Here is a 17,278-nt window from a genome sequence, read left to right as displayed (position 1 = left end):
TTAACAAAGTCCAGTTTGTTAAAATATCTGTTTTATAGTACCTGAATTTTATCGATTTTACAAATTAGCATTAGGAGCTATAAATAACCAATATATTAATCCCCATACAATTCCTACGATAAATATCATTAGAAACAGTATAACGTTTGCCTTTTTCATCTTGTTCACTCCTTCTCCATTGCAAGAGGAAGGTCAAGATGTATAAGATCTTCCAAAGTTTCTCTTCTTACAGCTAATTGATGTTTTCCATTTTCTACAAATACTACTGCAGGTCTCGTTAACCGATTGTAATTACTTGCCATGGAGTAACCATAGGCACCTGTACAGAACATTGCCAGTATATCACCAGGCTCAGATACAGGCAACTGAATATCTTCGATTAATTTATCACCAGACTCACAACATTTTCCTGCAATTGTATAGTTCTTAGTCGCCGGGAGATCCATTTTATTTGCAATAACTGCATCATATTGTGCTCCATATAAAGCAGGTCTAATATTATCAGACATACCCCCATTAACCGCTAAATAATTCCGAACATCTGGTACTTCTTTCTCAGATCCAATTGTATATAATGTCGTCCCTGCATCCCCAACTAATGACCTACCCGGTTCTATCCAGATTTCTGGCATTTTAAAGGAAGAATTGTGCACGAGTTCTTTTACGATTTGGATCATTTCATTCACATATACGGCAGGTTCAAGTGGAGAATCCTCTTCCGTATATTTTATACCGAAGCCACCACCTAGGTTTAAAACGCTACATAAGAAGCCATAGTCTGTATGCCATTCGATCATTTTAGTAATGAGCTTCTCTGCTGCCACTTTAAAGCCTATTGTTTCAAATATTTGTGAACCAATATGACAATGTAGACCAAGTAACTGAATATATTCATCTTGATACACATCCAGAAATGCTTGGTCCGCTTGTCCATTCAACAAGTCAAAGCCAAACTTAGAATCTTGCTGGCCTGTCGTAATATAATCATGTGTATGAGCTTCAACACCAGGCGTTACTCTAAGTAAAATTTTAACTTTTTGCTTGTGCGTTGCAGTAAGCATCTTTAATAATTCTATTTCGTAAAAATTATCGACAACTATACAACCAATATTATGCTCAAGCGCTAATAATAATTCTTCTTTGCTTTTATTATTTCCATGAAAATGAATTCGTTCCACTGGAAATCCCGCTTTAATCGCAGTAAATAATTCTCCTGCAGATACTACATCTAAAGATAAGTTTTCTTGCTGCATCACTTGGTACATTGCAACACTAGAAAATGCTTTGCTCGCATAGGCAACTTGTGCCGATATATGTTGATCTCGGAATGTCTGGATAAATGCATGTGCTCGTTCTCTAATAAGAGATAAATCGTACACAAACAATGGTGTTCCATATGTTTTCGCAAGCTCTAAGCTATCTATTCCACCAATCATTAAGTGACCTTTTTCGTTTACAGCATGCTGTGAAACTAGCACCATTTAGTTCGCCTCTTTTCCCTATATCTATTAGAACTTTATCACAATAGATAAGGAAATGGCAATGCACATTATGACCGTTTACGATCAGGTGATCTTGTGATAAATGGTCTTTTAGCATCATTAGGCATAGGATATCGTATGATTAAGCGCAAAAATGCTTTTGGAAAAAAGGGCTGAAGTGGCCATAAATAAGGTACATTTAAAGGTTTTACAGAACTTATATACCAAAGCAGTGCTAGAGAAGCGACAAAAAATCCATTTGGTCCAAATAACGCTGTACTCAGCAGGATAATTGTCCTAAATATTTTCGTTGTAATACTAAGCTCATATGAGGGAATAGAAAAAGTGAAGATCGCTGTTATAGCTGTATATAATATAACTTCTGGAACAAAAATGCCTACATCCACAGCCATTTGTCCAATGACTAATGCAGCTATAATACCCATTGCCGTTGATAATGGAGTTGGAGTATGAATAGCAGCCAGTCTTAGAAATTCTATCCCAATATCTGCAAATAATATCTGTAATAATAATGGTATATCAGTCATTTCTTTAGGACCAATAAAATCTAGTGCCTTTGGTACAAACTCCGGATGAACCGATAGCAAGTACCAAAATGGTAATAGAAACAAGCTAAGCAGAAAACCTAAAAATCGAATCCATCTGACAACAGTCCCAATCGCTGGTGCTTGCCTGTACTCTTCCGCATGTTGGAGATGGTGAAACAGGGTCGTAGGGACTATCACAACGGATGGAGATGTATCTACTACTATTATTATATGTCCTTCTAGTAAATGTGCGGCAGCTATATCTGGCCTTTCTGTAAATCGCACAAAAGGCAAAGGATGGAACCCTTGTTTAAAAAGCCATTCTTCCAAGGCTTTATCTGTCATCGTAATTCCATCATGCTTGATTTGCTTGATTCGATCACGAATTTGCGTAAGATTATCTTCATTTGCAATATCTTTTATATAAGATATTGCAATATCTGTTTGACCTAACTCTGTAATTTGGTGTAACTCAAAGCGCAAATTAGTATCTCGAATCCTTCTTCTAATGAGCGCCGTATTTTGAACTATATTTTCTGTAAAACCATCCCTAGAGCCCCTGATAACCTTTTCATTGTCCGGTTCTTCAGGTGTTCTTCCGGGATAAGAACGTACATCAATTGTATACACTGTTCCATTCGATAATATAAACGTTACTTGTCCACTTAACAGTGCAACTATCCATTTTTCCTTGGAGTCATATTGCGTTATAGAATAATAAGGAAAATAATGTTCCATAATTTCATTTTCACTTATAGTTTTATCTGCAATTTTCATTTGAGTGTTCGTCAATAATTGAGTAATTACCATTCCATCAATTAACCCATTAATATAGACGAGTAGAACTGGAAATTCATATAAATGGGTATGTAAAATTCCCACATCATAAGACTCATTTACTCCGAACTTTTCTTTTAAATAAGATTCGGCTTCATCCATACTATTAAACAAAGGTTTCGTTTCAATCACCTATCTTTTGCATTTGTATTCGTTTGACCTACAGGTACTAGCCAACTTTTTAACTGGGTTAATATTTTCTTTTCTAATCTGGATACTTGAACTTGAGAAATTCCCAAGCGTTCCGCAATATCACTCTGTGTACAATCTAGGTAATAGCGTAAATAGATAATCATTTGCTCTCTTTTTTCTAGCTTCTCAACTAGCTCTCGTAGAGGAATATGCTCGAACGGTTTCTCAGACCGCTCATCCTTCATCTGGTCCATTAACGTCAAAGCATCTCCACTATCGTTCTCATACAGTTGCTCCTGCAATGATGCTGGATCACGAAGAGCGTCTGTAGCCATCACTACTTCTTCTCTAGTTACCTCTAAAATATGTGCAAGCTCCAAAATAGTCGGTTGACGCTCGAACGTTTTCAAAAAGTCATCGGTTGCATGCCGAATTTTGAAGTTTAATTCTCGAATCGACCTACTAATTTTCACCATTCCGTCATCTCTTAAAAATCGCTGTATCTCTCCTATTATCATAGGAACCGCATACGTCGAAAACTTAACCTCGTAGGACAAATCAAACTTGTCCACGGATTTCATCAAGCCAATACAGCCAATTTGAAACAAGTCCTCTAGATCTGCTCCTCTGGAAGCAAAACGCTGAACAATAGACCATACAAGCCTTGTATTACCCTCAATCATTTGTTGCCTTGCTAGTTTATCACCAGTCTGTGATAGCGCTATGAGCTCTCGCATTTTTTCTTGAGTAAGTAAAGTAGACGGTTTTTTATTTATCATTAGACGATCCTGCATGATTCTTGAATTGGTACAAATTGCTTCGTGATCGTTACTGTTGTCCCCCTATCAGGAATGGAGTAAATCTCAACACCATCACTAAAGCTTTCCATAATCGTAAAGCCCATCCCTGAACGTTCTTGCTCAGGTTTTGTCGTAAATAATGGCTCACGAGCTTGATTGACATCACGAATTCCACGTCCATAATCTACAACCGAAACGACAATTTCTCTATCAATTCGTTGTGCATGCAGTTCAATTTTACCTACTCCGTCTTCTTCATAACCATGTACGATAGCATTTGTCACCGCTTCAGAAATAACCGTTTTAAATTCAGATAACTCCTCAATAGTCGGGTCAATCGTCGCGATAAAGCTAGACATAACCATTCTTGCTAAAGCCTCATTTTCACTTTTAGCGATAAAAGATAATGTGATCTCATTGTCCATAAACTATTCCCCCTAACTTAGACATTATTTCAATTTCGGATTCGCTATAAATATAAGGACTTAAACCTGCAAACTGAAAAATTTTACGCATAGTCGGAGATGGGTTAACAATAATCGTTTGTCCATCTATTGGAGCAAGCTCCCTCATTCTTCCTAAGATCAATCCTATTCCCGAGCTATCCATAAAATGTAAATCTTTCAAATTCCAAACTAATACTTTAATAGACCCGTTTTTAATCATTGGAACTATCTCATTTCTAATGTCATTTGTACTGTGATGATCTAATTCACCTTTTAATCGAATAATAATTATTTCGTCTCCTACTTTTTCAACTTCATGAATCATAAAATCGCCTCCTTAGATAGCGCTATTCCACATGCTCCTTGATAATTCCTTGCGCGTGACAAAAGTAGAAGAAAACATCGGTTATTAGTCGATTTTCGACAGAGGATGGTCATATAAAGTATGGGAATATAAACATTTTTTTAATCAAAAAATAGGCATCTCACAAAAGTTTTTAAAAACTTTTAGTAAGATGCCTATTTAAACTCTGTAATTGTAATAATTATCTGATTCGTTAGTAATGGAATCTCTAGCACGAGTAAAGCAAGTCGTCCGTAAGTAAGTAAATATGGAGCGCAAGAATTCATAGCAACTTCGCTTGTATGTGACCGACGAGAGAGCGCCAAAACCATAGAAAACAAAGCAACACCAAATTCACAAAAAAAGAAAAGAGTATCATGACCGAAGTCATAATACTCTTTCGCAATCAATAATTTATGCAGTTATTACTTCATAGATTAAAGGTGGTGCATCTTTTTTAGCAGCTTCAATATCGATAAATTTAGTTAATTTATCCATTACGTCTTGAACATCTTCTCTGTTTGAATAGATCGTAGCAAGTGACTCTCCTTTGCTGACAGCGTCTCCAACTTTTTTGTTGAGTACTATGCCAACAGCTAAATCTATCTCAGATTCCTTCGTAGCTCTTCCTGCTCCTAGAAGCATTGCTGCAGTTCCGATTTCGTCTGCTTCCATAAATGTGATGAAACCATCTTCGGATGCTGGAACTTCGAATTTGAACGCTGCTTGAGGTAGTAAAGAAACATCATCAACGATTTTTTCGTTTCCACCTTGCCATTTGATGAATTGTTTAAAGATTTCTAATGCTGACCCATCTTCGATCACAGCAAGCAGCATTTCTCTTGCTTCTTCTAGAGTTTCAGCTTTTTCTCCTACTACTACCATTTGACTACCAAGTGTCAAACATAGCTCTGTTAAATCATCAGGTCCATTACCTTTTAAGGTATCAATAGCTTCTACGATTTCTAATGAATTCCCGATTGCTCTTCCAAGGGGTTGACTCATATCTGAAATAATTGCCATTGTTTTTCTTCCAACATTATTCCCTATACGAACCATTGCTGTTGCAAGGGCTCTCGCATCTTCTGTCGTTTTCATAAATGCTCCGTCACCAGTTTTAACGTCTAATACGATAGCACCGGCTCCAGCAGCAATTTTCTTACTCATGATCGAACTTGCTATTAATGGAATACTATTCACAGTACCAGTAACATCACGTAAAGCGTATAATTTTTTATCCGCAGGAGTTAAATTACCACTTTGGCCAATTACCGCTACTTTTAGTTCATTTACTTGTTTCACAAATTGTTCTGATGTTAACTCTACATGGAAGCCTTCAATCGCTTCTAGTTTATCGATTGTTCCACCAGTATGCCCAAGTCCTCTACCACTCATCTTAGCAACTGGGACACCACAAGCAGCAACGAGCGGTCCGAGTACCAAAGTAGTTGTATCGCCAACTCCTCCAGTAGAATGCTTATCTACTTTAACGCCTTCGATGGCAGAAAGGTCAATTGTTTCTCCCGAATTAACCATAGCCATTGTTAAATTAGCTCTTTCTTCATCCGTCATATTTTGAAAGAAGATAGCCATTAAAAGTGAACTCATTTGATAATCTGGAATCGACCCATTCGTATATCCTTCTATAAAAAATTCAATTTCTTGTTTTGTAAGAGCACTACCGTCTCTTTTCTTTTCAATAATATCGATCATTCTCATCGTATATACACTTCCTTCATTTTGATTTTGCTTCCATTTTTAGCATAGTGTTATTTTAATAGAGAAAGGAAACTCTCTCCAAATTGAGGTTTTTTAACCCCAAAGTTTTCACTAATCGTTGCTCCAATGTCAGCAAATGTGTTGCGTAATGGTAACTCTTTTACTTCCTTGAATTGTGGAGAATATACAATTAACGGAACATATTCTCTCGTATGGTCAGTTCCTGGCATCGTTGGATCATTTCCATGATCCGCTGTAATTATTAATAAATCTTCCTCAGTTAACTTTGGCAGTACTTCATTTAGACGAACATCAAATTCTTCTAATGCCTTACCATAACCTAGTGGATCACGACGGTGTCCAAATAGTGCATCAAAGTCTACTAAATTTAAAAAGCTAATGCCAGTGAAATCTTTATCCAACGTTGCAATGAATTTATCCATACCATCCATATTATCTTTTGTTCTTTCTGTAGAAGTAATACCTTCACCGTTATAAATATCATTTATTTTTCCAATTGCAATTACGTCTAATCCAGCATCACTTAATTCATTCATAGCGGTGCGGCCAAAAGGTTTTAACGCATAGTCATGACGATTTGATGTACGTGCAAATTTCCCAGGCTCTCCAATAAATGGACGAGCAATTATACGACCTACTAGAAATTCCTCCGAAAGTGTTAACTCACGAGCAATTTCACAAATACGATATAATTCTTCTAAAGGAATAATTTCCTCATGTGCTGCAATTTGAAGCACAGGGTCAGCAGATGTATAAACAATGATTGCCCCCGTTTTCATATGCTCTTCGCCAAGCTCGTCTAAAATTTCTGTTCCACTTGCAGGTTTGTTCCCAATAACTTTGCGACCAGTTTTTTCTTCTAATTGAGAGATTAGTTCATCCGGGAATCCATTTGGATATACTTTGAATGGTGTGTCAATATTCAAACCCATGATTTCCCAGTGCCCTGTCATTGTATCTTTTCCCACAGATGCTTCTTGCATTTTTCCAAAATAAGCGGTAGGTGCTGCAACATGTTTAATCCCTTGTATATCATCAATATTACCAAGTCCCAGTTGTTCCATCTGGGGCATATGTAGGCCGTTCATTTTTTCGGCAATATGTCCAATAGTATGAGATCCTACGTCACCAAATACGTTTGCATCTGGTGCTTCACCAATACCAACAGAATCCATAACAATCACATGTATGCGCTTAAATTTACTCATAACATAACCTCCTACTGTTTTCTTCTAGTTTAACAAAAAATTGAAAAATGTACAGGTCAGACCTCTGACAATTTAAGCTCTAGGATGAAATTGTTTATAAACATCCTTTAATCGGCTTTTGCTAACATGCGTATAAATTTGTGTTGTAGATATATCCGAATGCCCCAGCATCTCTTGAACAGCACGCAAATCTGCACCATTTTCTATTAGATGAGTGGCAAACGAGTGCCGTAGTACGTGAGGAGTAATTTCCTTAGAAATTCCAGCAGCGGCGGCATGCTTATTCAGTAATTTCCATATACCCTGTCTAGTTAGACGTTTCCCACGTTGATTGATAAAAATAGCTTCTGTTTTTTCAGACTTCAATAAAGTCAATCTAGCATTTTCTATATAATCTGTGCAAGTTCTAATGGCAGAACCACCTAAAGGTATGATTCGTTCTTTGCCACCTTTCCCAAATACACGAACAAATCCCATGGATAAATGTATATCCTCTAGATTTAAGTTTAAACATTCGCTAATTCGCATTCCACTTGCATACATAAGCTCAAACATAGCTAAATCTCTCTGCCCTTGTGGCTTAGATATATCTATACTATTTAAAAGGTTATTCAATTCCTCTACGGATAAATATGTTGGCAACTTTTGTTCCATTTGAGGTAGATCCAGATGGACAGTTGGATCTGTATTTGCCACTTTCTCTCTTAATAAAAACTGATGAAAAGAACGAATAGATGAAATATGCCTTGAAATCGTCCGTGCAGATTTGCCATTTTCTTTTAAGTTTCGAAGATAAAGAACGATATGTGTGCGTTCTATCTCATCAAGACTATGTAGTTGTTGAATCTCAAATATATGATGCAAATAATCGGATAAATCTTTTTTGTAAGAAATTAGTGTATTGCTCGCTAATTGACGTTCTATTTGTAGAAAGTGCAAATAATCTTCTAAATGCAGTTGTCCATTGTTCATGTATTTCACCCCTCATATAAAATAATCATTTAAAAAAAGGATAGCTAAAAAGCTATCCTTTTGTTTATTTAAGAAAGTAATGATAATTAATCGGCAACTGTCTAGCGACAGTACCTAGACCCTCTAGTCGGCTCTAATTTACTTCTAAGAAGAGTTAACCTCAGAACGTTGTCATTACTGACTTAGGTAATAGTACATCCCTATTTCTCTTCTTGGCAACGGTAGCAAATACCGTGAAATGTTAGACGATGATCTTTTATCCTAAAGTTCCATTTTTTCTCGACAATTGCTTCGACATCTTCTAACAAATCTTCTTGAATTTCATCTACAGCTCCACATTCAATACAAACCAAATGGTGATGAAAATGTGCTGCACCTTCTTGTCTTAAATCATAGCGAGATACGCCGTCCCCGAATTGAATTTTGTCTACTACATTCAATTCGTTTAATAACTCAAGCGTTCTATAAACTGTTGCTAGTCCTATATCAGCTGATTTCTCTCTAACTAGTAAAAATACATCTTCTGCACTTAAATGATCTTCCTCATTTTCAAGCAAAACTCGGACTGTCGCTTCACGCTGTGGCGTCAGTTTATAGCTCGCACCAGATAATTGTTTTTTTATACGATCAATACGGCTTTCCATATGACGCCTCCTTACCTGAATCCATTATACCAATAATTGAATTCTCATTACAAGAGATTCACATAATAATAATTATTAGAAAGAACTAATTATTAAATAATATAAATGGTATTAAGATGAACTCTATAATTATAACAATTATATAAAAGGATAGCGAAAAAATATTAATCCGATTTGCTAATGCTAATAATAAGATACAATAAACTAGTTGAAATGGAAACCACCAGAACACATATGGAAAAGTAGATTCCTGTGTTTGCAGTAGATAACTAGAACAATACCCATAGAATGTAATTTTAAACGCACAAATAACTAAAATAAGTTTTCGTAAATAACGATGTTGATAAAACAAGAAAAACACAATCGCAACCATTAAATGAGGAAAAATAGTTTCTAAAAAAGTAGGCCGCTCTATTAATAGAACGCGTGCATCCAAGAGATTTATAATCCATTGCTGCTGTTCTACCGTACTTTGTTCAAATAATATTAAACCTCCGACAAAGCTAACTACAAGCACACATAATGAGATGAAAATAGTATAAGTCTGGTTCAAATTGGAACAACCCCCTATCTACTTCCATCATATGCTTGTACTAACTTAAATCATGCTTCTTTAAAATAATCTTTCAACCAAATATATGCGAATGCAGTTTTAGCATCATAGATTTGTTGTTTCTTCACCATTTCTTCCATCTCGGTAAGACTAACATGTAATAACTCTACAAACTCATCTTCATCTAACCCAACTGGTTGTTCCATCTTTACAATATTATCTGCAAAGTATAAATGGATAATCTCATCAGCAAACCCTGGTGATGTGGAAAATGATTGAATGTATTGTAAATTGTCAGTCGTATAGCCCGTCTCTTCTTCCAATTCCCGCAATGCAGTTATTTCAGGCGCTTCTCCAATTTCTATTTTCCCGGCAGGAATTTCGATAATGGATCGTTCTAATGCTTTTCTAAACTGTTCTACTAAAATTATTTTGTTGTCTTTTGTCACAGCTATCACGGCTACCGCACCAGGGTGCTTAACAATCTCTCTATTACTAGTTTTACCATTTGGTAATTCTACTTCGTCTACTTGTAAAGTAATGATTCTACCTTTAAATTTAAGCTCAGATTGAATTGTTTTTTCCTCAAATTTTTTCATAATATATCTCCCTCTCCTATATATCATTTCACTTTAGTTGAATCTATCTAATTGACATTGTACCATGTAGAAAAGGACGTGATAAAACTTGAAGAAAAGACAATTAGGTAAAAGTGATCTATACGTTTCAGAAATCGGATTAGGTTGTATGTCCCTTCCTACAGACCAAACGGTTGCCAATAAAATTATTCAAGTAGCTTTGGAAAACGATATAACGTATTTTGATACAGCTGATCTATATGATAAAGGCGAAAATGAAAAAATTGTCGGTAATGCCCTTAAGGATAAAAGACAAAATATAATATTAGCTACGAAAGTTGGAAATCGTTTAAACAAATCTGGAGATGGTTGGTCATGGGATCCATCAAAAGAATGGATAACGGATGCCGTACACGCTTCCCTGAAACGTCTCCAAACTGATTATATAGATGTATATCAGTTGCACGGAGGCACGATGGAAGATAATGTAGACGAAGTGATAGACACGATGGAGTCACTTCAAAAAGAAGGACTTATCCGTGAATATGGAATCTCCTCCATTCGTCCAAATGTCATAGAACGTTTTTTAAGTAAAAGTAATGCAGTTTCTGTAATGATGCAATATAGTTTGCTAGATAGAAGACCTGAAGAATGGTTCTCTCTATTAGAAAATAACTCGGCTACGCTCTTTAGTAGAGGAACACTAGCTAAAGGACTATTAACCAAGGAAGGTTTATCTAGAGCATCTAAAACTGAGGATTATTTAAGCTATAGTCACCAGGAATTACTAGAGGCTCTAAAAGAACTAAATGATTTGGAAGCTCCTTTAAGTTCCATTGCTCAACATTATGTTTTACAGAAAGATGTAACAGGTTCCATGATTCTCGGCGCAAGTAGTGAGAAGCAGCTGTTAGAATCTCTTCAGTCATACCACTTGGAAGTTCCAGAAAGTATATTACAAAAAGCAAGTGAGTTAACAAAAAAAAATATTTATATAGAACATCGAATTTAATATAATATTACAGGATGGCTAGCCGTGATCTACTTCACGACTGGCTTTTTTTATAACTTTGGAAGAAGATATTTTTCCCACTAAAAAACCTATTCGCCGAAGCAAATAGGTTTTCTTGTTTAAAATTTTGAACTATTACCAAAGCCGTATTCATCTAACAGTTCTTCAAAAGATTTATTTTTTTCTTTTTCTTTCTTTTCAAAAGCTAGCTGTGCTTGTCTTTCTTCTTCTTTTTCTTGTTCAGCTGATACTAATTGGTTCTTCGTTTCTTTTAGTTTCGCTAAAATATCAGAAGAAAGCTGATCGGATAACGAGTTACCTTCTTCTACTTGCTTAGCAGGCTTTACTTGTTGTTGTTGTTGTTGTCTTTGTTTTTTCTTAGCCAATTGATTCACCTTCTTTTTATGAGCGTTTAACTATAGTCGCAACCCCTTGGCCACCACCTATACAAAGTGTAGCAAGACCGGTTTTTGCATCTCTCTTCTCCATTTCATGAAGTAAAGTAACGAAAATACGAGCACCGCTTGCCCCAATAGGATGACCTAATGCAATTGCTCCACCATTTACATTTAGTATATCATGATTAAACGACAGCTCTCTATCAACAGCAATCGATTGTGCCGCAAAAGCTTCATTTGCTTCGATTAACTCTATGTCTGCTAATGATAATTGCGATTTTTTCAATGCTTTTTTAACTGCTTCTACGGGTCCAATCCCCATGACGCTTGGATCCACTCCTGCCGATGCATTTGCAACGATTGTCGCAAGTGGTTTGAGGCCAAGTTCATCTGCTTTAGCTTTGGACATTACTACTACCGCTGCTGCTCCATCGTTAATACCTGAAGCATTACCAGCAGTTACAGAGCCATCTTTTTTAAACGCTGGACGTAGACCCGCTAGTTTTTCTTCCGTAGAACCTTTTTTCGGATACTCATCTTGCGAAAAGACAACCGGATTTCCTTTTCGTTGAGGAATTTCTACAGGCACGATCTCATCTGCAAATTTACCTTCTTCCATCGCCAGTGCAGCTCTCTCTTGAGAACGTGCAGAAAATTTATCTTGCTCTTCTCTAGTAATATTATATTGATCACATAGATTTTCAGCAGTCACACCCATATGATAATCATTAAATGCACACCACAGACCATCTGAAATCATGCTATCTACTACCTTCTGATCACCCATACGGAAGCCATCTCTTGCGTTTTTTAGTAAATATGGAGATTGACTCATATTCTCCATTCCACCTGCAACAATAATGTCTGCATCTCCCGCAATAATAGCTTGCGTAGCAAGATGAATTGCTTTTAGACCAGAACCACATACCTTGTTTATCGTTAAAGCTGAAACTGACTGTGGCAGCCCTGCTTGGATGGAGGCTTGTCTTGCTGGGTTCTGTCCTAAACCTGCTTGAAGGACATTCCCCATAATTACTTCATCCACGATTTCTTTAGAAACCCCCGCTTTTTCTAATGCTTTTTCAATAACAATAGCACCTAGTTTAGTAGCTGGTACATCTTTCAAAGCCCCTTGGAACGAACCAATTGCAGTTCTAACTGCACTTACGATCACAACTTCATTTGTCATGTGATTTCCTCCTTGTTTCCCCTGTATCAAACAAATTTTTACAAAGTTCAATTTAAATTTGCTTGTTTAACCATCCTTTCTTTACAATAAAGAGGGAGGGATGATTATGTTTAGTTTACCAAATAAAGTGACAATTATCGAGGTAGGTCCGAGAGACGGTTTGCAAAATGAAAAAAATGAGGTACCAACCGATATAAAATTATCTTTTATCGAAAAACTTCAGCAAGCCGGAATTGAAGAAATGGAAATAACTTCTTTCGTATCACCGAAATGGGTGCCACAAATGAAAGATGCGAACGACATAGTGACTCAAGTGAAAAAGATGGGTAGACAGTTAGTACTTACACCAAATAATAAAGGTGTCGAATTAGCCAAACAATCCGGAGCACAAAATTTCGCTGTTTTTGTAGGTGTCTCTAACAGTTTTAATAAAAATAATATAAATAAAACTACAAAAGAAAGTATGGATGAACTAAGACCTATTGTGGGCAAACTACTACAAGATGGTCATTTCGTACGTGCCTGTATTTCAACTGCTTTTTACTGTCCATATGAGGGCAAAATGGAGTCTTCGGACACACTAGCACTATGCAAAGAATTCGTTTCATGGGGTGTAAACGAACTTAGTGTCGCTGATACGATTGGAATGGCTAATCCACAAGAAAGCTATGAATTATTTACTGCACTCAAGAAGGAATTCCCTGCAACGCTCATTACCGCTCATTTTCACGACACACGTAAAATGGGTATCGCCAATATTTTAGCTACCTTACAAGCAGGTATTAATCGCTTTGACACATCTGCTGGCGGACTAGGAGGATGCCCTTTTGCACCTGGGGCTACAGGAAATGTAGCAACTGAGGATGTTGTGAATATGCTACATCAAATGGGTATAAGGACGAATATAGATCTCAATTCATTACTTAAAGCAGTAGAAGTAGTTGAACCTTATGTGTCCAGACCGATAGATACGGGAATGTATAAACTATTCAAAAGTAAGTAGGGGTTGATCGGATGAAGAAACGTGTAATTATTTGGACGAGTATTTTTACTAGTGTTTTAACAGCTATGGCTACGTTCTTTGGTTTCTTTGTAACTAATAGACTTATGTATATGAAAAAGAAAGAAAATGATTTTATTTTGAATCGTGAAATTACATCAAAACGATTAGATGAAGCTTGGTTTAATGCTGTAAACAAAACGGAGCAATGGATTGAATCTAAGAATGGGTATTCCCTAAAAGCAATATTTGTTGAACCACTAGAAACAAATAATTACGTCGTTATTTGCCACGGAGTTACAGAAAACAAGATTAACTCACTTCGTTTTGTTCGTATGTTCGAGCGACTCGGTTTCAATAGTGTTGTTTATGACCACCGCAGACATGGAGATTCTGGTGGCAAAACAACAAGTTTTGGGTTTTATGAAAAAATAGATTTACAATCTGTAGTAGAAGCTGTAAGAGAAAGAGCTGGTCAAGATGCTGTTTTAGGTATTCACGGAGAATCTATGGGGGCTGCTACAACATTACTCTATGCTGGTTCTATTATAGATGACGCTGATTTTTATATTTCTGATTGTGCATTTTCGGATTTTGAGAAACAAGTTTATCATATAATGACCCAGTCCACGCCTCTCAGATCAAGTCTTGCCATTCGGTTTGCTAACTTGTTTCTGAAGTTGCGGGATGGATATACGCTAAATCTCGTCTCTCCAATTGATGTTATTGACAAAATAGAAAAACCTGTTTTATTTATTCATAGTTTACAGGATGATTTTATATTACCTAAAATGACCGAGGAGTTATATGAAAAAAAACAAGGCCCAAAAACCTTGAAAATGTTTGATATTGGCGAACATGCTAAATCCTTCAATGAAAATAGTAAGGAATATGAGCAAGTGGTGGCTGATTTCCTACAAGAAAACAATTTGCTAAACAAATAAAAAGCACTCAGCTGAGTGCTTTTTATTATTTTTGCATTTTATTCATTTGATTCATCATTTGTTTAACTTGTTTTTCTGAAGGCTTACGACCCATTTGTGTCATCATCATACGAAGCATTTGTTCATTAATAGGTGGGTTTTCTTTTAAGTATTTCATCATATATTGACGCGCTGCAAAGAAACCTAATGCTGCACCAGCAATTAACGCAACGATTATAATAACGATCCAAATCCATGTTTGCATATATTCTCCTCCTTTACATACTTATCTACGTGTACAAGACACCATTAGAAATTATACTATAGATTCTTTTGGCATTCTATATAATTCGAAATAAAAAAGCAATTCGAATACTTATATGACAAAGTATTCGAATTGCTCGTACAACTTTTTACTTTTGAAGTAATGCTTTCATTTTTGAAACTACGTTTTCCACGGAAAAACCATATTCTTTCATAACGATTTCACCTGGAGCACTTGCACCGAATTTATCAATAGCAATTACGTCTCCATCAAATCCAACATAACGATGCCATCCTAATGATGCACCCATTTCAATTGCAAGACGTTTTGTTAAATGAGAAGGTAATACAGAGTTTTTATAAGCAGCATCTTGTTTCTCAAAAAGATCCCATGATGGCATAGAAACTACTGATACTTCAATACCTTCTTTAGAAAGTGCTTGTTGTGCTTCCACTGCAAGACTTACCTCAGAACCAGTTGCAAGTAATATTGCTTCTGCTTTTTCATTAGGTGCTACTACATAAGCCCCTTTTGAAACTCCTTCTCTTACTAGTTCTACTGAATGATCTAGTGTTGGCAAGTTTTGTCTAGAAAGGACTAAAACTGTTGGGTTATTTTTAGATGAAACTGCTAATTTCCATGCTTCCGCTGTTTCATTTGCATCTGCAGGGCGGATTACCGATAAACCTGGCATTGCTCGTAAAGAAGCTAAATGTTCAACTGGTTCATGAGTTGGTCCATCTTCCCCAACTGCGATACTATCATGTGTAAATACGTATGTTACTGGAAGACCCATCAAGGCAGATAAACGAATTGCAGGTCTAACATAGTCACTAAATACGAAGAATGTACCACCAAAGACATTTAGTCCCCCGTGTAAAGCCATACCATTTAAAGCAGTTCCCATTGCAAATTCACGCACACCAAACCAAATGTTTTTCCCTGCATAATCGTCAGCTGAGAAATCTCCTACATTCTTCATAGTAGTTTTGTTTGAACCGGCAAGATCAGCACTACCACCAAAGAATGAAGGTAAGTTTTGAGCAATTGCATTAATCGCTTCACCTGAAGCCGAACGGGTTGCATGAGAAGTACCTGCTTCGTATGTTTTAAGTGCATCTGCAAAGTTTTCTGGTAACTTACCAGAAATTGCTGTTTTTAATGTTGCAGCTAATTCAGGGAATTCCGACTCATATTGCTTAAGTTTTTCATTCCACGAAGATTCTTCTTCAACACCCAATACGTTTGAAGCTTGTTTAAATGTGTCATAAACTTCTTCAGGTACATAGAAATCTTCTTCAAATAACCATTTATATTCAGCTTTAGCTAAAAGAGTTTCGTCTTTTCCTAATGGCATACCGTGCGCATCGGATTTACCAGAACGATTAGGAGAACCGAATCCAATAACAGTTTTAACTTCAATAATCGTTGGCTTGTCATTTTGAGACTTTGCTTTTTCAATGGCATTTGAAATTTCTTCAATGTCATTTCCGTCTTTTACATGAATATAGTTCCAACCATACGAGTCAAAACGTTTTTCAACATTTTCAGAGAATGATTTATGTAAATCACCGTCTAAAGAAATATCATTACTATCATATAATACAATTAATTTATCCAACTTAAGATGTCCAGCTAAAGAAATTGCTTCTGCAGCCACACCTTCCATTAAATCACCATCACCACATAATGCGTACGTATAATGATCAATAATTGAATGGTTGTCTTTATTGTACGTAGCAGCTAAATGTGCTTCTGCCATTGCCATTCCGACCGCCATACCAATACCTTGACCAAGTGGTCCTGTTGTTGCTTCTACTCCTGCAGTGTGACCAAACTCTGGATGTCCGGGAGTTTTAGAATCCCATTGTCTGAAGTTCTTAATTTCTTCCATTGGTAAATCGTACCCACCAAGATGAAGCAAGCTATATAAAAGCATAGAACCATGTCCAGCAGATAACACAAAACGGTCACGGTTGAACCACGTTGGGTTACTTGGGTTATGACGTAAATGCTTTGTCCATAATGTGTATGCCATTGGAGCAGCCCCCATTGGTAAACCAGGGTGACCAGAATTTGCTTTATCAATTGCATCAATTGATAATGTTCTAATAGTATTAATTGCTAATAAATCGGATTGTAATGACATGAATGACATCCTCTCAAACAAATTTTTTGCTATATATCTAGTTTAGACAAGAATGTCTGT

18 protein-coding genes are annotated in these 17,278 nt (G+C 36.4%); 3 read left to right on the top strand and 15 right to left on the bottom strand.

Annotation, left to right across the window (positions count from 1 at the left end; translation table 11 throughout):
• Nucleotides 1–164 precede the first annotated feature (164 nt).
• The 11 genes from lysA to MKX39_RS07240 all read right to left on the bottom strand — a co-directional run bounded on the left by lysA (nt 165) and on the right by MKX39_RS07240 (nt 10,303).
• Complete coding sequence (gene lysA, locus MKX39_RS07290) at nt 165–1,481, bottom strand: diaminopimelate decarboxylase (protein WP_340768949.1); 1,317 nt, start codon at nt 1,479–1,481, stop codon at nt 165–167.
• 68 nt (nt 1,482–1,549) lie between these two features.
• A complete protein-coding gene (locus MKX39_RS07285) occupies nt 1,550–2,968 on the bottom strand; it encodes a spore germination protein (RefSeq protein ID WP_340764422.1) in 1,419 nt (472 codons plus the stop codon).
• Between the two features lie 26 nt (nt 2,969–2,994).
• The gene (locus MKX39_RS07280; RefSeq protein ID WP_340762065.1) at nt 2,995–3,777 is read right to left on the bottom strand and encodes a SigF/SigG family RNA polymerase sporulation sigma factor; all 783 of its coding nucleotides are present in this window, start codon (nt 3,775–3,777) and stop codon (nt 2,995–2,997) included.
• On the bottom strand, nt 3,777–4,223 hold the full coding sequence (spoIIAB, locus tag MKX39_RS07275) for an anti-sigma F factor (protein WP_093534829.1): 447 nt from the start codon (nt 4,221–4,223) through the stop codon (nt 3,777–3,779). The genes MKX39_RS07280 and spoIIAB overlap by 1 nt, the downstream gene beginning before the upstream one ends.
• Nucleotides 4,213–4,569: an STAS domain-containing protein gene (locus MKX39_RS07270; protein ID WP_093534831.1), complete on the bottom strand. Its 357-nt coding sequence runs from the start codon at nt 4,567–4,569 to the stop codon at nt 4,213–4,215. The genes spoIIAB and MKX39_RS07270 overlap by 11 nt, the downstream gene beginning before the upstream one ends.
• Before the next feature lie 432 nt (nt 4,570–5,001).
• Nucleotides 5,002–6,306, bottom strand: a complete 1,305-nt coding sequence (locus tag MKX39_RS07265; RefSeq protein ID WP_093534833.1) for a pyrimidine-nucleoside phosphorylase — start codon at nt 6,304–6,306, stop codon at nt 5,002–5,004.
• A gap of 50 nt (nt 6,307–6,356) precedes the next feature.
• On the bottom strand, nt 6,357–7,535 hold the full coding sequence (gene deoB / locus MKX39_RS07260; protein WP_093534835.1) for a phosphopentomutase: 1,179 nt from the start codon (nt 7,533–7,535) through the stop codon (nt 6,357–6,359).
• 72 nt (nt 7,536–7,607) lie between these two features.
• Entirely contained in the window at nt 7,608–8,507 is a 900-nt protein-coding gene (gene xerD / locus MKX39_RS07255; RefSeq protein ID WP_340762063.1) for a site-specific tyrosine recombinase XerD, read from the bottom strand.
• A gap of 200 nt (nt 8,508–8,707) precedes the next feature.
• Nucleotides 8,708–9,151 (bottom strand): ferric iron uptake transcriptional regulator, encoded by a 444-nt coding sequence (gene fur, locus MKX39_RS07250; protein ID WP_093534839.1) that lies wholly within the window; start codon nt 9,149–9,151, stop codon nt 8,708–8,710.
• An 85-nt stretch (nt 9,152–9,236) separates the two neighbouring features.
• Complete coding sequence (locus tag MKX39_RS07245) at nt 9,237–9,704, bottom strand: hypothetical protein (protein ID WP_093534841.1); 468 nt, start codon at nt 9,702–9,704, stop codon at nt 9,237–9,239.
• Between the two features lie 50 nt (nt 9,705–9,754).
• A complete protein-coding gene (locus MKX39_RS07240) occupies nt 9,755–10,303 on the bottom strand; it encodes an NUDIX hydrolase (RefSeq protein WP_093534843.1) in 549 nt (182 codons plus the stop codon).
• Nucleotides 10,304–10,391: 88 nt separating this feature from the next.
• Here MKX39_RS07240 and MKX39_RS07235 point away from each other — a divergent pair, with 88 nt between their 5' ends.
• Nucleotides 10,392–11,294, top strand: coding sequence for an aldo/keto reductase (locus MKX39_RS07235; RefSeq protein WP_340768947.1), 903 nt, complete (start codon nt 10,392–10,394; stop codon nt 11,292–11,294).
• Between the two features lie 119 nt (nt 11,295–11,413).
• Here the strand turns inward: MKX39_RS07235 and MKX39_RS07230 are convergent, their stop codons facing one another.
• Both MKX39_RS07230 and MKX39_RS07225 read right to left on the bottom strand, forming a co-directional pair.
• Entirely contained in the window at nt 11,414–11,689 is a 276-nt protein-coding gene (locus MKX39_RS07230) for a DUF3886 domain-containing protein (RefSeq protein WP_340768946.1), read from the bottom strand.
• A 7-nt stretch (nt 11,690–11,696) separates the two neighbouring features.
• A complete protein-coding gene (locus MKX39_RS07225) occupies nt 11,697–12,881 on the bottom strand; it encodes an acetyl-CoA C-acetyltransferase (protein ID WP_340762061.1) in 1,185 nt (394 codons plus the stop codon).
• Between the two features lie 106 nt (nt 12,882–12,987).
• Here MKX39_RS07225 and MKX39_RS07220 point away from each other — a divergent pair, with 106 nt between their 5' ends.
• Both MKX39_RS07220 and MKX39_RS07215 read left to right on the top strand, forming a co-directional pair.
• Nucleotides 12,988–13,884, top strand: coding sequence for a hydroxymethylglutaryl-CoA lyase (locus tag MKX39_RS07220; RefSeq protein WP_340768944.1), 897 nt, complete (start codon nt 12,988–12,990; stop codon nt 13,882–13,884).
• An 11-nt stretch (nt 13,885–13,895) separates the two neighbouring features.
• Entirely contained in the window at nt 13,896–14,825 is a 930-nt protein-coding gene (locus MKX39_RS07215) for an alpha/beta hydrolase (RefSeq protein WP_340768943.1), read from the top strand.
• 25 nt (nt 14,826–14,850) lie between these two features.
• Here the strand turns inward: MKX39_RS07215 and MKX39_RS07210 are convergent, their stop codons facing one another.
• Nucleotides 14,851–15,069 (bottom strand): YneF family protein, encoded by a 219-nt coding sequence (locus MKX39_RS07210; RefSeq protein ID WP_093534855.1) that lies wholly within the window; start codon nt 15,067–15,069, stop codon nt 14,851–14,853.
• 148 nt (nt 15,070–15,217) lie between these two features.
• On the bottom strand, nt 15,218–17,218 hold the full coding sequence (gene tkt, locus MKX39_RS07205; protein WP_093534857.1) for a transketolase: 2,001 nt from the start codon (nt 17,216–17,218) through the stop codon (nt 15,218–15,220).
• Nucleotides 17,219–17,278 lie beyond the last annotated feature (60 nt).

The sequence above is a fragment of the Psychrobacillus sp. FSL K6-1464 genome, assembly GCF_038003145.1.
Taxonomy (GTDB): Bacteria; Bacillota; Bacilli; order Bacillales_A; family Planococcaceae; genus Psychrobacillus; species Psychrobacillus psychrotolerans.
The sequence above is the reverse complement of the archived record's forward strand: the minus strand, read 5'-3'. Positions and strand labels throughout refer to the sequence as shown.

What these genes read in the sequence shown, in the direction of transcription:
- lysA (WP_340768949.1), bottom strand. Translation starts at nt 1,481, where the DNA reads ATGGTGCTAGTTTCACAGCATGCTGTAAACGAAAAAGGTCACTTAATG.
- MKX39_RS07285 (WP_340764422.1), bottom strand. Translation starts at nt 2,968, where the DNA reads ATGGATGAAGCCGAATCTTATTTAAAAGAAAAGTTCGGAGTAAATGAG.
- MKX39_RS07280 (WP_340762065.1), bottom strand. Translation starts at nt 3,777, where the DNA reads ATGATAAATAAAAAACCGTCTACTTTACTTACTCAAGAAAAAATGCGA.
- spoIIAB (WP_093534829.1), bottom strand. Translation starts at nt 4,223, where the DNA reads ATGGACAATGAGATCACATTATCTTTTATCGCTAAAAGTGAAAATGAG.
- MKX39_RS07270 (WP_093534831.1), bottom strand. Translation starts at nt 4,569, where the DNA reads ATGATTCATGAAGTTGAAAAAGTAGGAGACGAAATAATTATTATTCGA.
- MKX39_RS07265 (WP_093534833.1), bottom strand. Translation starts at nt 6,306, where the DNA reads ATGAGAATGATCGATATTATTGAAAAGAAAAGAGACGGTAGTGCTCTT.
- deoB (WP_093534835.1), bottom strand. Translation starts at nt 7,535, where the DNA reads ATGAGTAAATTTAAGCGCATACATGTGATTGTTATGGATTCTGTTGGT.
- xerD (WP_340762063.1), bottom strand. Translation starts at nt 8,507, where the DNA reads ATGAACAATGGACAACTGCATTTAGAAGATTATTTGCACTTTCTACAA.
- fur (WP_093534839.1), bottom strand. Translation starts at nt 9,151, where the DNA reads ATGGAAAGCCGTATTGATCGTATAAAAAAACAATTATCTGGTGCGAGC.
- MKX39_RS07240 (WP_093534843.1), bottom strand. Translation starts at nt 10,303, where the DNA reads ATGAAAAAATTTGAGGAAAAAACAATTCAATCTGAGCTTAAATTTAAA.
- MKX39_RS07225 (WP_340762061.1), bottom strand. Translation starts at nt 12,881, where the DNA reads ATGACAAATGAAGTTGTGATCGTAAGTGCAGTTAGAACTGCAATTGGT.
- MKX39_RS07220 (WP_340768944.1), top strand. Translation starts at nt 12,988, where the DNA reads ATGTTTAGTTTACCAAATAAAGTGACAATTATCGAGGTAGGTCCGAGA.
- MKX39_RS07215 (WP_340768943.1), top strand. Translation starts at nt 13,896, where the DNA reads ATGAAGAAACGTGTAATTATTTGGACGAGTATTTTTACTAGTGTTTTA.
- MKX39_RS07210 (WP_093534855.1), bottom strand. Translation starts at nt 15,069, where the DNA reads ATGCAAACATGGATTTGGATCGTTATTATAATCGTTGCGTTAATTGCT.
- tkt (WP_093534857.1), bottom strand. Translation starts at nt 17,218, where the DNA reads ATGTCATTACAATCCGATTTATTAGCAATTAATACTATTAGAACATTA.